This window comes from Acidobacteriota bacterium (assembly GCA_012517875.1).
Classification (GTDB): Bacteria; Acidobacteriota; JAAYUB01; order JAAYUB01; family JAAYUB01; genus JAAYUB01.
The window spans coordinates 1-14083 of record JAAYUB010000115.1 but is presented as its reverse complement, the minus strand read 5'-3'; the positions used below and the strand labels follow the sequence as shown (position 1 = coordinate 14083).

The following is a 14083-nucleotide window of genomic DNA, read 5'->3' as shown; positions in this document are numbered from 1 at the left end:
GCCGGGGGCAGCGCCCCGTTTCGGGACGGGAATCCCGAGCAGCCCCATGGCCTTCTGCAGATCCTCCCAGACATCCCGCTTGGCGGCGGGATTTCGCAACAGGTAGGCCGGATGATAGGTGGGAATGACCAGGGCGCCGCGGTGGCGGTGGACGCTGCCCCGCAGCAGCCCCATGGACTTGCGCGTGCCCAGCACGTACTGCGCGGCCACCGACCCCAGCAGCACCAGCACCCGCGGCTGGATGATCTCGATCTGGCGGAGCAGGAACGGCCCGCAGGTGGCGGACTCCTCCGGCTCGGGCGTGCGGTTGTCCGGCGGGCGGCACTTGACCACGTTGGCGATGTACACCTGGTCGCGCCGCAGCAACATCGCCTCGATCATGCGGTCCAGCAGCTGACCGGCGCGGCCTACGAACGGTCGCCCGGTGCGGTCTTCGTCGGCGCCCGGCCCTTCGCCCGCGAACATGAGCGCGGCGTCGGGATTCCCCTCGCCGAACACCAGGTGCCGGCGCCTGGCCGACAGGCCGCAGCGGGTGCAGTCGCCGATCTCGGCGCGGAGCGCCTCGAGCTGGCCCGCCTTCTCCTCGGGCGTGAGGCGGGGCAGCGCCTCCTCGGCGCTCTCCAGCAGGCTGGCCGACGGCTGGCTCGCCGCGGGGCCTGCGGGCGGGCCGGGGCGGGCCGGACCCGGTGCGGCGGCCCGTGGGGCGGCGACGGCCGTTTCGGAGATCGCGGGTGGTTCCGACAGAACGCCTTCCGCACGGCGCCCGGGCGCCACGATAAAATGCGTCACACCCCAGTCGGCGTAGAGCGCCAGGGACTCGACGAGGGCCCGCAGCCAGTCCAGCCGTGCCTGTTCCTCGCGCGTGTCCATGGTGCTCAGCGCACCACACCCATCTGCTGGAGGATGTGGATGTTGTTCCGCCAATCCGCCTCCACCTTGACAAAGAGGCCGAGAAACACCTTGCAGCCCAGGTACGCCTCGATCTCGCGCCGGGCGGCGGACCCGATGGTCTTGAGCATGCCGCCCTGCCGGCCGATCAGGATCCCTTTCTGCGAGTCCCGCTCCACCAGGATCGACGCCTCGATCCGGAGCAGGCCGTCGGTCTCGCGGCGTGCCTCGTCCCACAGATCCACCATCACGCCGGTGCTGAAGGGAAGCTCCTGGCGGGTGTGCTGGAGCACCTGCTCCCGCACCAGCTCGGCGGCCATGAACCGGTCGGGGGAGTCGGTGATGAACGATTCGTCGTAGAAAAACTCGCCCGGCGGGAGCAGGCCGAACAGCTCGCCCACCAGGGCCGGCACGCCGTCGCCGGTGAGCGCGCTCACCGGGACGTAGGCGGCGTAGGCGTGGCGCTGCCGGTAGAAGTCGATCACCTCGAGGATGCGGCTCTTCTTCACCTGGTCGATCTTGTTGATGGCCAGCACCGCCGGCCGGCCGGCGGCCTGGACCAGGTCCAGCACGTACTGCTCACCGTGGCCGAACGATTCGCTGATGTCGATCACCTGGAGCACCGCGTCGGCGCTCTGCAGCGCGTGGTGGATGTGCTGGACCATCTGCCGGTTCAGCTCGTGGCCGGGGCGGTGCACGCCGGGCGTGTCGAAAAACACCATCTGGCCGGCGGCCGTGGTGTGGACGCCCAGGATCCGCGTGCGTGTGGTCTGGGGCTTGTCGGAGATGATGGAGACCTTCTTGCCCAGCACCTGGTTCAGCAGGGTGGATTTGCCGACGTTGGTTCGGCCGACGATGGCGACGAAGCCGCTCTTGAGCGACGGTGGGGGCGGCGGGGGCGGCGGAACGGATTTTTTTCTGGGCATACGATTTCCTCGGGCTGGGCTGAGAGACATTCTAGCTTACTTTCGATCCGCGCCCCAAACCAAAAGGGCGGTCCGGTCGGCGGCCCCGACGGCCGGGGCGCCGGAATTCCGCGGCTGGAGACTGCGCCGCGGGGTGATCAGGACGAGGGGAGCAGGGCGGCGATGCGCTCGCACAGGCGGGCCGCGATGGCGTCCTTCGTCATGTCGGCCAGCTCTTCGACGCCGCCGGCGGGGTCCAGGATGGTCACGGTGCTGACGTCGGTGCCGAATCCGCGGTCGGGTCCCACGGCGTTGGCGACGATCAAGTCCAGGCCCTTCGCGGCCAGCTTGCGGCGGGCGTTGGCCACGACGGCGTCGGTCTCGGCGGCGAATCCCACCAGGACCCGCCCCGGGCGGCGGGCGGCGCCGAGGCCGGCCAGGATGTCGGCGGTGCGCCGCAGCTCCAGCGCCAGCGGCCCGTCCCCTTTCTTGATCTTCGCGGCCTGCGGCGCGGCGGGCGTGTAGTCGGCCACCGCGGCGGCCATGACCACGGCGTCGGCCGCAGGCGCGTGGTCCGCCACCGCCGCCGCCATGTCGGCGGCGCTCCGCACGGCCACGCGGACGCACGGGAACGGGGCCGCCTCGGCCGACGGGCCGCTGACCAGGATCACCCGGGCGCCGCGGCGGGCGGCCTGGCGGGCCACCGCAAACCCCATCTTGCCCGTGGAGCGGTTGGTGATGAAGCGGACCGGGTCGATATCCTCGGCGGTGGGCCCGGCGGTGACCAGGACGGTGCGGCCGGCCAGGCTCTTGGGGGCCAGCGCGCCGTGCACCGCCTCCTCGATGACCGCCAGGTCGGCCAGCCGGCCCGCGCCCTCCTCGCCGCAGGCGAGATAGCCGGATTCCGGCTCCACCACGATCACCCCGCGCTCGCGCAGGACGGCCAGGTTGGCCCGGGTGGCCGGATGGTCCCACATGGCGTGGTTCATGGCCGGCGCCACGAGCACCGGCTGACGAATGCTCAGGTACAGCGTCGAGAGAAAATCGTCGGCGATCCCGTGGGCGAACTTGGCCAGGATGTTGGCCGTGGCCGGCGCCACGCACAGGACATCGGCGCGGCGGGCCAGGGCGATGTGCGCCACCTCCCAGTCACCGGCGCGCTGGAACATGTCGCTGATGACCGGATGGCGGGAAACGGTTTCGAGGGTGAGGGGGGTGACAAACTCCAGGGCGTGCCGCGTGGCCACCACCTGGACATCCAGGCCGGCCTTCTGGAGGCGGCGGATCAGGTCCACCGCCTTGTAGGCGCCGATGCAGCCGGTGATGCCCAGGGCGACGGTCACGGTCGCGCCCCGGCGATCAGCCGTTGGTGTCGTCAGGGTTCAGGGTTTCGGCGTATTCCGGCTCGGGACTTTCCCTGATCTCGAACTCCAGCTTCTCGTGCATCAGCTCGTCGATGGCGCGGTAGGTGGGCTTGACGTGGCTGGTTTTGACCAGCGGGGCCGCACCCTGCTGGAGCTGCTTCGCCCGCTCGGCGGCGATGAGCACGAACTGGTACTTGCTGGGTACGCTGGGGGGCAGTTTATACATGGTACGCTTCTCCAAACGTTTGGATGATGGTGCCGATCCGGTTCCGGTTGACCGCGGTGCGCTGGCGCTCCGCCCGGATGATGGCCCGGACCGTCTCGACCGATACCGCCAGATCTTCATTGACCACAACGTAGTGGTATTCTTCGTACCGGCGGATCTCGTCGCGCGCCTTGGCCAGCCGGCGCTGAACCTCCGCCTCGTCGTCCAGGCCGCGGCGGCGGAGGCGTTCCGCCAGCACCGGAAACGACGGAGGCAGGATGAACACCAGGACCGCCTTCGGGTTGATGGCCTTGATCTGCATGGCGCCCTGGACGTCGATGTCCAGGAGCACATCGGCGCCCCGGGCCAGCCGCTCGTCGATGAATGCGCGGGAGGTGCCCTTCAGGTCGTTATAGACCACCGCCCATTCGTAAAATTCGTCTTCGGCGATCATCCGCCGGAAGGTGGGTTCGTCCACGAAGAAGTAGTCGCGTCCGTGCACTTCGCCCGCGCGGGGGGCCCGGGTGGTGTACGATACGGAAAACTCGAGCCCCTCCACCGTCCCCAGCAGGTGTTGGACGATACTGGTTTTGCCGGAGCCCGAGGGGGCGGAAATGATGAACAGCGTGCCGGTCTCGCTCATGGGCCGTTCTCCGCGGCGGTTCGGAAGCCCTTGGGCGGCCGCCGCCGATTTCGAGGCGGCAGATTATACATGGCCACGGGATAAATGTAAAGAACGACTCACCATTCGGCTGCAGCGGGATTGGTCTGTGACCGATCGGCGACGCATCGTGTCGGATCAGTTGCATCAGCTTTGATTTCAACAGGATCAGTGGGAGCCTCGCGCGCGGGTAGGGACCGCCGGCTCGTGCCGGAACATTCGGTGCCGATCGATCCGGAACCGTCCGAAGGAAACGACGAATCCGCCAGCGGCTGGCCTAGCCGGCGGCGGCCAGTTGCAGCAGCGTCAGGTCAACCACCGACACGGCCTGATCGCCATCGAAGTCGGCGGCGGCGGCGCCCGCCGGGATCTCCAGCAGGTTGTCCGACAGGTAACCGCGGAGGACGCTCACATCCACGGCGTCGAAGCGACCGTCCAGGTTCAAGTCACCCGAAGGGTAGAGCGGATCGGCCAGTTCGGCCAGGGTGGCCACCGACGCCCGGACCACCGGGGTCATGAACTCGAAGTTCAGGGTGTCGATGGTGTCGTGGCTCGTGTGGTAGTGGGGGCTGGACGGATCCTCGTCCTCGATGCCGCAGAGCGCCGGGTAGCCAAAGTCCCAGAACGAGGCATGGTCGCTGTAGCCCCAGGACTCGAATTCGAGGATCAGGCAATCGAGAGCCGCATAGGCGGCGGCGTTGGCGGCGAACTGCTCGGCCAGCGGGCGCGACGCGAAATTGGTGATCAGGTCGAGGTCTTCGGGCACGGCGTCGGCGAAGGCGATCATGTCCAGATTGATCATCCCGACGATGCTCTCCCCCCGACCGACGGCGCTCTGGACGTACTTCCGGCTCCCCCACAGCCCGTATTCCTCGGCCGAAAAGGCGATGAAGCGGACCGTGTGGCCGAAGTGGTAGCGCGACAGGATCCGGGCTGCCTCCATCACCGCGGCCGTGCCGCTGGCATTGTCATCGGCGCCCGGGGCTGTGGTGCTCTGCGGCATGGCGTCGTAGTGGGCGCCGATGATCACCACGGTGGAGTCCGTCTCGCCGGGCAGGGTGGCCACGACGTTGCGGCTGGTTTTGCTTCCGGACCAGGTGTTGAACTGGAACTCCTCGAATTCCACCGGCAGGCCCAGCTCCTGGAAAAAGGCGTACAGGTAATCACCCGCCTGCTGGCAGCCGGCATAGTTGACGTTACGGCTCCCGAAATTCTGCAGGTCGGAGACCGCGGCATAGAGCCGGGTCTCGTCCACCTCCGCCGCCAACTGGCCCACCAGCGGGTGGTCGACTGCAGCCGGCCGCTGCGCCGGTGTCGTCGCAGCGCGCGACGGGTCGATGGGCCCTTCGGGCAGCACCCGAAGCATCAGGTCCAGGGGGAGCAGTTCCCGGGCGGAGCCCGCCGGGGCGACAAAGAGCGCCGTGGCGGCTTCCAGCCGCCAGGCCGTTCCGGCGGCGGACACCCGCGCGAAATCGCCGGCGTCACGCAGCCGGACCAGGTAGTACCGGCCGTGGCCGCGGTACGGCTCCAGCGCCGTGGCCGCGGCGCCCGCGGCCGTCTGCCGCTCCAACGCCGCCGGCGACACCCGCACCAGCCAGCCGGTCTCCAGCGCCGCCAGCAGCGTCACGTCCGGCCCGGCGGGCGCCGGCGCCCGGCTGTCGCGGGGAATCCACACCAGCACGTCAGCCGGCGCAGCCAGCGCCGCCACGGTGGCCAGCAGCAGGCTCGCTACAAAGATCAGACGACAACAGACACCTTTCATGCGCACATCCTTTCGTTGATACGTGGCCCGTTCGGCCGGCCCATCCTGCATGGTAATCATACGCGAGCCGGGGAAGAGTGATTGTTCAAAATCAATCGGGGGAATCCGAATCCCCACCGACCCGCCTCCCGCCGGAGCGGAATCGGTTACATATCGTAAAGGGTGTCGTCGTGCGCCGGCGGCAACAGGCGGCGGCGCGCCCGCTTCACACCCTCGGGCGAAAACGGGTCCAGTCCCTCCAACTGGTCGCCCATCTCCGCCTCGATCTGGTCCGGGTCCTCCCCCGACTCGAGACGCCGGAGCGCCTCCTCCATCGGCCCGCCCAGGGGCAGGCCGGTGGCCTCGTAGAGGCGCCGCATCACCCGCGACAGCTGGCGCGGGTCGTTTTCGTCCACCCCTTCCGCCTCGCGGGCAAGCTGTTCCATCACGCCATCGAGGCGGGAGTCGTCCAGGTCGTCGGGCAAGCCGTCCTCGGTCTCCTTCCGCCCCTTCGAGATGGCGAACGCCGACACCTGCCGCTCCAGCTCCGGCCGCTGACAACGCGGACAGTTTGGCCGCCTGGCCGTGTCAATGGTTCGGGACAGGAAGTTGAAAATGGTGTGGCAGTCGGGACAGTAAAATTCGTAGATGGGCATGGCGCGCTCTCCTTCACGCGGCGGCGGGTCCGGCCTCCGGCCGGACCGCCATCATTCTAGGGAGAGCGCGTCCGCTTTGCAACCCCGCAGCGATCAGCGCTGTGGCTGGAGCTGCTGCCAGTTCTGGTTGGAGCCGACGTTCGGATTGTAGTTCGGGTCGTCGGTCACGATGTATTCCCCGAGCGGGGTGGCCCAGGCGTGGCGATAGCCCGACGGCAGCTCCACCGGCCGGTCGGTGAAGGGGTCGTGGTAGGCGTCGACGCCGCGTATGTAGCGGCTGAAATTTTCGCTGATCCGGTCGTTGACCGCCTGCCGGGATTCGTAGGCCGTCATCATGTCCCGGCTGATCTCGTCGTGCGTCTGGCTGATGATCCGGCTGATCTCGCCGATATGCCGGATCTGACGGATCTGCATCCGGATGAGCAGCTCCACCAACTGGACGTACTTGTTGAACCACTGGGGATTGAGCCGGAAGGAGCCGATCATGGTCTGGAACCGCTTGGTGTCGGCCGCCAGCTGCCCCCGCGGCGCCCGGAAGGAAAACAGGTAGTCCACCGCCCAGTTGACATTGGTGGTGGCGCCGAACGCGCCCTGGATCGGGAAGGCGATCCAGTCCACGACCCCGTAGATTTCCTCCTCGACGAGCTGGCCGCCCTGGTTGTATTCCACCCGGATCATGGCACCGCGGGCGCCCGTCTGCAGCCCCGGACCGGCCGCCGCTCCGGCGCCCACCGCGCGGGCCAGGTCGGGCAGCTCCTTCGACTCGACCACCCGGAGGCCCGCCACGCCGCTTCGGAAACGGGGCAGGATCATATCGCGCAGCGCTTCGACTGGCCCGGGCATGGGCCGGACCTCGTTGCCGAAATAGCGAGTGCCCGGTGGATTGGTGGTCAGGAGCATCCGGTTGTCCGTCCAGAAGCAGGGCTGGGCCGGCAAGAGCTCCAGCGCCCGGCGGCCGTCCGGACTGGCCGCCTGCAGGTGGGCCGTGGCCGGGCGGCCGGGATTGTCCAGCGCCCAGCGGATGCCGCCGCTGACCTGCCAGTCGGACGGCACGAGGAACCGGAAAGCCTCGATGCCGATCCCCTCGCGGTCCACGTGGACGTAGTACTTGAACCGCATCGCGGCGCCCGCCGGTCCTGCGGGACCCGCCGGCGGACCACCGCACGCCATGGCGCACGCCGCCCCGACCAGGGCCAGCGCCAACAGCACCCGGACGACCATACACACCTCCCGTGGGAACTTGCGGTCTTGATGCCTGTTGGTATTCATGATCCCACCGGCGCGGCGGTTTGGCAAGAGGCCGGGCAATCCCGCCCGAGGGATTGCCCGGCTATCCGGTTCCCGGGTCAGCCGAGTCGAAAGTAGATGGTGATCATGAGCGTGAAATTTTTGCGCTGCCCCTTGACGGTGCCGGGCCGCCATGTCCATTGCTTGACGGCCGCGACCGCCGCCTGGGTCAGGCTCTCATGTTCGGATTTTTCCGGCTGGATGTCCGTCACCTTCCCCGCCGCATCGATGGTCACCCGAAGGACGACTGTTCCGGTGATTTTCTGCTCCTTCAGTTCTTCAGGATATTCAGGCAGTACCTTTTTCAGCGGCTGGGGCCGGATGATTTCCTTCCCCTCCTCATGCACCGTGGCCAGCAGAATCAGCATATGTCCATCCAGGCGGTTGGCCAACGCCACACCGGTACCGAGCTTGGCGAAGATGTCCATCGCGGTCTCGGGCTGGCCGTTGACGCTCAGACCCACCTGGAGCCGGGCGCGGTCCCCCTCCCGGCTCGTGGGCTGTACCCGGAGCCGGTAATTCTGAATCGTATCCGTCGGCCCTCCGTCATTGACCCCGTGGGTGACCACCGCTTCTCCCGGCAACGCCACTTCGATCACCGGCGCTCCCAGCAGGCGCATGGATTTGAGTTTGAAGGTGCTCTGGATATCCTCAATCACGGTGGATCCCTTGGTCTCGGTCAACCGGCCGGTGGGCAGGGCCACCACCACCTGGGCGGGCGAGGCGGCTTCATAAGCCCCCTCGTAGATCTGAAACTCCACCAGCAGCTTGTCTCCGGCCAGCACCCACGGCGCCAGCGCCAGCAGCAGGGCAATCATCAGTGTTTTCATGATTGGTCTCCTTTGCGTTGATCTGTGGACTCGCGTGGACCGGGAACATCCAGCGGCTCATCCGGCGTCACGGTGCGGTTCGCACGACCACCATCGTCAGGCCGTCCGGCAACGCCATTAGCGTGTACGGCACCTCCTGGTCGCCGTGGGTCACAGCATGAACCAGCACCGCGGCACCCGCGGCCGGCGGCGCAGGCGCGGGCCGGAACCACCACAGCGCCGCGGTCGTGACGGCCAGGCAGCCGAGGCCGACCAGAACGCCCCGGCGCTGCCGGCGCCGGCGTTCGGCCTCGCGCCGGACCGTCGCCAGCATTTGGTCAGGCGAAGTCGTGGGGGCGAAAGCGTCGAATGGATCGTTCATGATTCGGCCTCCCAATCGACGATCTTGCCGCGGAGCCGGTGGCGGTGGACCCGCACGGTGGCCGGTCGCATGCCCAGAGCGGCGGCCGCCGCCGCCACGTCCCACCCGCGGTAGTCCATCAGGTAGAAGATGGCCCGCTCCCGGGGGGACAGGGTCCGCCATGCCTCGCTGAGCTCCAGGCCTGCGCCCGGCCGAGACGGGTCGGGCCGCCCCAACCACCCGGTCAGGGCGGTGCGCACCCGGCGGCGGCGCAGCAGCGTGCGGCAGACATTGTAGAGGATGCGGTAGAAGAAGGCATCGGGATTCTCCACCGTGGGGAGCCGCCGCTGGCGCAGGTGCAGCCGGACAAACGCCTCCTGGACGGCGTCTTCCGCCTCGACTGCGCCGACAAGAGCGCAGGCGAAGCGGCAAGCCGCCAGGTGGTGCCGCCGAAAGAACGTTTCGAACAGTTCCCGTTCCACACCCATATAGACCCCGCCGCCACGGCGCGTGTTTACAGCGGCCGCCTTTTTTTTCGAACTATCGGACGGACGCTGTCGAATTATACATGCGGCGGCGGTCGATGGTATGCGACAAGCCGAATGCAAACAGTGGAGACGATCCGCTTCAGGAGGCGCCATGAATTCGGAAACCGACGACCGCCGCTGCCGCACCGAGGAATTCCGACTGGACGGCAGCGAGCTGCTGGACAAGATCAAGGAGCTGATCCACCAGGGCAACATCCGCCGGATCACTATCAAGAATGAGTCCGGCCAGACCCTGCTGGAGATCCCGCTCACCCTCGGCGTGGTGGGCGCGGCCCTGCTGCCGGTTCTGGCCGCGGTGGGGGCGCTGGCGGCGCTGGTCACCCGTTGCAGCATCGTGGTGGAAAAAATCGGAGAACCGCCCGCCGTCTGATCCGGCCGGGCCCTCATTCCAGGGCTTCGCCCACCGACGCGGTGACCAGGCGGTGCAGGGGCCGGGCCCCCGCCGCGGCCTCCGCCGGCGGGGGCATCGCCGCCTCGTCGGGCTTGTCCGACAAACCGAACACCAGCGCACCCTGCTCCCGCAGTCGCAGCGCCGCGGCGCGCACCTCCTCGGTGATGACGATGCCCCGCGCCAGCAGATCCTGGATCGGCTCCCGCGGTGGTCCGCCGAAGCGGTCGGCGGTGGCTCGAAACTCGCTGCGCCGGAAGGCGGGAAAGGGCGTGGGCTCACCGCGGCACACCCGGCGGCGGATGTCGGCGTGCACCCCGGCCAGGCCCGCCGCCTCGAGGCGTGGCCGGCACCGGTGCACCCGGTCCACAAACTGGGTGAAACGGATCAGCGAGCCGATCCGGATGTCCGCCATCAATTCGGCCAGGGTGCACACCCCCGCGCCCAGCATGAGGCAAAGATACGCGAGGTAGTCCTGATTGTCGGCGGTGAACGGGTGGAATTCCGGCTGATTGAGCTGCCGGTAGGCGGCCCGGAACGCCGTCGCATCGAAACCGGCTCCCAGCAGGTGCCGCACCGTGGCCTGGAGTCCGTCCAGGCGGGCGGCGTCGATGGGGCCGTCGTTCCGGCCCCGGGCGCCCAGGGCCGTCTTGTCCAGGTCGATGACCAACGCCACCGATTCGTCGAAAGCCCCGTCACGGTCCTCGATCCAGTCGAGAAACTCCGGCAGCGCCGACCAGCGGTTAGACTGCCAGGAGGTCAGTCCCACCTCCAGCTCGCGTGCGACCATGGCATCATCGCGTCCGATGAAGAGCCGCCCTGTCCAGCCGCCGGCGTCGCGGATGTTACGGAAGGCCGATCCGTCATTGAGTCTCGTGTCGCCGATGTATATCAGACGCGACAGCACCGCGCCGGGACTCGCCAGGCGACGGGCGGCGCGAAGCATCTCCGCCACCACCCGACCGTAGGCGGTTTCCGCCTTGCGCGGCCGATCACCGGCGGACAGCCCCAGCTCGGGCCGCAGTTGCGCCAGCCCCGGCAGGCGGCGGTCCACCGGTTCAAGGTTGCGCCAGACGACGGCGTCATCCAGAAAGTCGGCCAGCGCAGCGCGGCCAAACCTCCGATAGCGCGGCCGAGCCGGGGGCGCCGGTCGGATCCTCGGCGGATGAGCGTTGCGCACGGGCAGGAATCGCTGGCTCATGACAGCCACCCCTGCGCCGCCAGCAATTCGGCGTTGTGGACGGCGCCCCCGGCCGCGCCGCGAATGGTGTTGTGGCCCAGCACTACGAATTTGAGTCCCAGCAGCGGACACGGCCGCAGCCGCCCCACGGCCACGGTCATGCCTTGGGCCCGGTCGCGGTCGCGGACCGGCTGGGGCCGGTCGCCGTCGGCGAGCACCTCCACCGGCTGCGGCGGGGTGCTGGGCAGCGCGGCGACTTCGGGCGCCGCCCGGAACGCCGCCAGCGCCGCCGCCGCCTCGGCCGCCGACGGCGCACGGTCCGCGCTCAGGGCGACGCAGGCCGTGTGGCCGTCGCGGACGGGTACGCGGTTGCACTGGGCGCTCACCGCCACGGCCGCCGGGGCGACATCGTCGCCGTTCAGCCGGCCCAAGAGCTTGGCGGGTTCCCGCTCCAGCTTGTCCTCCTCCCCGTCGATGAAGGGAATGACGTTATCCAGAATGTCCAGCGCCGCCAGGCCTGGATAGCCCGCTCCGGAGACCGCCTGCAGCGTCACCACGCTCACGCGTAGCAGGCCGAAGGCATCGTGCAGCGGCTTGAGGGCCAGCGCCACCTGGGTGCTGGAGCAGTTGGGCGCCGTCACGATGCAGCCGGACCAGCCGCGGCGGCGGCGCTGTCCCTCGATGAGGGCTGTGTGATCGGGATTCACTTCGGGGATGAGGAGCGGCACGTCGGCGTCCATCCGGTGCGCCGAGGTGTTGGAGCACACAGCGTAGCCGGCGGCAGCGAACCGCTCCTCCACAGACTCAGCCACATCGGCGGGAAGCGCCGAGAAGACCAACCGGCAGTCGAGCTCCGGCTCCAGGGGCCACACCTCCAGTCCGGCCGCCGCTTCTGGCACGGGCCCGGGCAGGAGCCAGCGACAGGCTTCGGCGTACGTGCGTCCAGCCGAACGGTCTGATGCAGCCAGCGCGCAAAGCGAAAACCAGGGGTGGTCCGCCAAGAGCTGGACAAAGCGCTGGCCCACCACGCCGGTGGCGCCGAGGACGCCCACGGGGATCTTACGCATGGGCCACCTCCACCGCCAACTCCCGGTGCAGGTCGCTCACGGCACCGGCGAGCTGGCCTTCCGGCACACAGATGGACACGCTGCGGCCCGTCGTCCCCTGGGCCACCGCCAGGACCGGCGTCCCGCGTCGTCCCAGGACCCCGAACACCCGCGCCGCCAAGGCAGTGCCGTCGATGCCGGGCGGGCCCACCACCGACAGCGTCGCCACCTCGCCCCGCACTCCGATCACGCAGGCCCCGGCGTCGCCGCCGAAAACCCGCTCCAGAACGCCCAGGGCATGCGTCTGGTCGGGGCCGCGGACCACCAGGTTCAGCCGGTGCTCTGAGAACGACTGCGAGAACATGGGCACGTCCACCCCCGCCTCGCTGAGGTGCTGCAACGCCCGGGCCGCCAACTGGAGGGTCCACGAGTCGTCGGAAGTGCCCACCGCGATCATGGCCAGCCCCTCGGTGGAGATAAGTGCCGGGAGCAGCTCCCGCTCAGGCGCCGGCCGCGGCGCGATCCGCGTGCCGGGCTGGGCCGGGTTGAACGTGTTCAGGATCCGCAGCGGGATGCCGCCGGCCACCAACGGACCGATGGTTTTGGGATGCAGCACGTCGGCGCCGAAGTAAGCCAGCTCGGCCGCCTCGGCGTACGTGAGTTCGGACAGGGTCCTCGCCCCGGGAACAAGGTTGGGATCAGCCGTAAGGATGCCGTCCACATCCGTCCAGATCCACACTTCGGCCGCTTCCAGCGCCGCCCCGATGATCGCCGCGGTGTAATCGCTGCCGCCCCGCCCCAGCGTGGTCGTCACACCCTCCGCCGTGGCGGCGATGAAACCGGTGATCACCGGCACGACGCCCCGGCCCAGCAGCGGCGGCACCGTCTGCCGCAGCCGCTCGCGGGTGGGCGCAGCCTGCGGCGACGCCTCGCCGAAGCGGGCGTCGGTGACGATCAGCCCGGTGGCGCTCAGCGCCTGAGCCCGCACCCCCCGCCGGCGCAGCACCGCCGCCAGCAAACCGGACGACATCCGCTCGCCGAAGGCGGCCACCACGTCGAGACCGCGCCGGGTCAGCTCTCCGAGCACGGCGATGCTCCGCAGCAGGCGCTCCAGCTCGTGCACCGCGTCCTCGAGCTGACCGCAGGCTTCCAGGCCCTCGGCACAATCCCCGAGCAGCTCGTCCACCACGGCCAGGTGCTGGTGCAAGAGCGCCGTTTTGATGTCCCGGTATTCCGCTGTCCGGCCCGCCGCCGCCGCGCGCGCGGCCGCGATCAGGCTGTTGGTCACACCGGCCATGGCCGACACCACCACAACGAGGCCGCCGGCAGCGCCCGGCTCGGTCGAGCCGCCGTCGGCGCCGGACCGGTGCCGCGCGATGATGTCGGCCACAGCCCCGATGGACCGGGGACTGCCAACCGAAGTGCCGCCGAATTTGAACACGATCATGACAGCCTCCTCGGCGCGGGTGACGTTCCGTCCAGAGCCTGCTCCAGGTCCGCGATCAGGTCCTCGGCCGCCTCAATGCCGGCGGCATACCGAACCAGATTGTCAGGCAGGCCCGCGCGACGGCGCTCCGCCGGATCGGGGGACAACATCGCCGCCGGTTGCACCACGACGCTCTCCACCCCCCCGAGCGACGGCCCCACGAACGGCACACGGAGCCGTTCCAGCAGCCGGCCTGTCGCCTCCAGGTCGCCGTCGTATTCGAAACTGACGACGCCGCCCCAGCCGTCCATGAGCCGGGCGGCCACTTCGTGGTCCGGGTGATCGGGCAGTCCCGGGTAGTGGACCGCGCGCACCGCCGGATGCCCGGCGAGAAAGCGAGCCAGGGCCAGGCCGGTGGCGTTCTGCCGGCGCACCCGCAGGTCCAGCGTTTTGAGCCCCCGGAGCAGCAGGTAGGCGTCCATGGGTCCGCCCACCGCGCCGAACACGCCCCGGGCGCGTTCCAGGGGCTCCAGCCGCGCGGCCGACCCCACAGCCGCGCCGGCAATCAAGTCGTGGTGACCGCCCAGGTACTTGGAACCGCTGTGGATCACGATGTCG

16 protein-coding genes are annotated in these 14083 nt (G+C 69.2%); 1 reads left to right on the top strand and 15 read right to left on the bottom strand.

The features are described 5' to 3' along the window. The 11 genes from GX414_12495 to GX414_12445 all read right to left on the bottom strand — a co-directional run. Window positions 1–870 (bottom strand): uracil-DNA glycosylase (locus tag GX414_12495; protein ID NLI47916.1); only part of this gene is annotated, 870 nt, incomplete at its 3' end. A gap of 5 nt (window positions 871–875) precedes the next feature. Further along, window positions 876–1814: a GTPase Era gene (locus GX414_12490; protein NLI47915.1), complete on the bottom strand. Its 939-nt coding sequence runs from the start codon at window positions 1812–1814 to the stop codon at window positions 876–878. A 137-nt stretch (window positions 1815–1951) separates the two neighbouring features. Beyond that, complete coding sequence (gene coaBC / locus GX414_12485; protein NLI47914.1) at window positions 1952–3136, bottom strand: bifunctional phosphopantothenoylcysteine decarboxylase/phosphopantothenate--cysteine ligase CoaBC; 1185 nt, start codon at window positions 3134–3136, stop codon at window positions 1952–1954. Window positions 3137–3152: 16 nt separating this feature from the next. Then, entirely contained in the window at window positions 3153–3383 is a 231-nt protein-coding gene (gene rpoZ / locus GX414_12480) for a DNA-directed RNA polymerase subunit omega (GenBank protein NLI47913.1), read from the bottom strand. After that, window positions 3376–4005 carry a guanylate kinase gene (gene gmk / locus GX414_12475; protein ID NLI47912.1) on the bottom strand — a complete coding sequence of 210 codons (630 nt, stop codon included), beginning with the start codon at window positions 4003–4005 and terminating at the stop codon, window positions 3376–3378. The genes rpoZ and gmk overlap by 8 nt, the downstream gene beginning before the upstream one ends. A 295-nt stretch (window positions 4006–4300) precedes the next feature. Then, a complete protein-coding gene (locus tag GX414_12470; protein ID NLI47911.1) occupies window positions 4301–5785 on the bottom strand; it encodes a M20/M25/M40 family metallo-hydrolase in 1485 nt (494 codons plus the stop codon). Between the two features lie 146 nt (window positions 5786–5931). Further along, entirely contained in the window at window positions 5932–6420 is a 489-nt protein-coding gene (locus GX414_12465) for a zinc ribbon domain-containing protein (GenBank protein ID NLI47910.1), read from the bottom strand. 93 nt (window positions 6421–6513) lie between these two features. Beyond that, window positions 6514–7641 carry a hypothetical protein gene (locus GX414_12460; protein ID NLI47909.1) on the bottom strand — a complete coding sequence of 376 codons (1128 nt, stop codon included), beginning with the start codon at window positions 7639–7641 and terminating at the stop codon, window positions 6514–6516. A gap of 125 nt (window positions 7642–7766) precedes the next feature. Continuing rightward, complete coding sequence (locus GX414_12455) at window positions 7767–8537, bottom strand: energy transducer TonB (protein ID NLI47908.1); 771 nt, start codon at window positions 8535–8537, stop codon at window positions 7767–7769. A 67-nt stretch (window positions 8538–8604) separates the two neighbouring features. After that, a complete protein-coding gene (locus GX414_12450) occupies window positions 8605–8898 on the bottom strand; it encodes a hypothetical protein (protein NLI47907.1) in 294 nt (97 codons plus the stop codon). Further along, on the bottom strand, window positions 8895–9365 hold the full coding sequence (locus GX414_12445) for an RNA polymerase sigma factor (GenBank protein ID NLI47906.1): 471 nt from the start codon (window positions 9363–9365) through the stop codon (window positions 8895–8897). Before GX414_12445 ends, GX414_12450 begins: the two co-directional genes overlap by 4 nt. Before the next feature lie 100 nt (window positions 9366–9465). Here GX414_12445 and GX414_12440 point away from each other — a divergent pair, with 100 nt between their 5' ends. After that, complete coding sequence (locus GX414_12440; GenBank protein ID NLI47905.1) at window positions 9466–9795, top strand: DUF4342 domain-containing protein; 330 nt, start codon at window positions 9466–9468, stop codon at window positions 9793–9795. Between the two features lie 13 nt (window positions 9796–9808). Here GX414_12440 and GX414_12435 read toward each other — a convergent pair whose 3' ends face one another. The 4 genes from GX414_12435 to GX414_12420 all read right to left on the bottom strand — a co-directional run. Further along, the gene (locus tag GX414_12435) at window positions 9809–11014 is read right to left on the bottom strand and encodes a hypothetical protein (protein ID NLI47904.1); all 1206 of its coding nucleotides are present in this window, start codon (window positions 11012–11014) and stop codon (window positions 9809–9811) included. Further along, window positions 11011–12060 (bottom strand): aspartate-semialdehyde dehydrogenase, encoded by a 1050-nt coding sequence (asd, locus tag GX414_12430; protein NLI47903.1) that lies wholly within the window; start codon window positions 12058–12060, stop codon window positions 11011–11013. The genes GX414_12435 and asd overlap by 4 nt, the downstream gene beginning before the upstream one ends. Continuing rightward, window positions 12053–13486 (bottom strand): aspartate kinase, encoded by a 1434-nt coding sequence (locus GX414_12425; GenBank protein NLI47902.1) that lies wholly within the window; start codon window positions 13484–13486, stop codon window positions 12053–12055. The genes asd and GX414_12425 overlap by 8 nt, the downstream gene beginning before the upstream one ends. Beyond that, on the bottom strand, window positions 13483–14083 hold a 601-nt coding region (locus GX414_12420; protein ID NLI47901.1), incomplete at its 5' end, for a PLP-dependent transferase. The genes GX414_12425 and GX414_12420, both read right to left, overlap by 4 nt.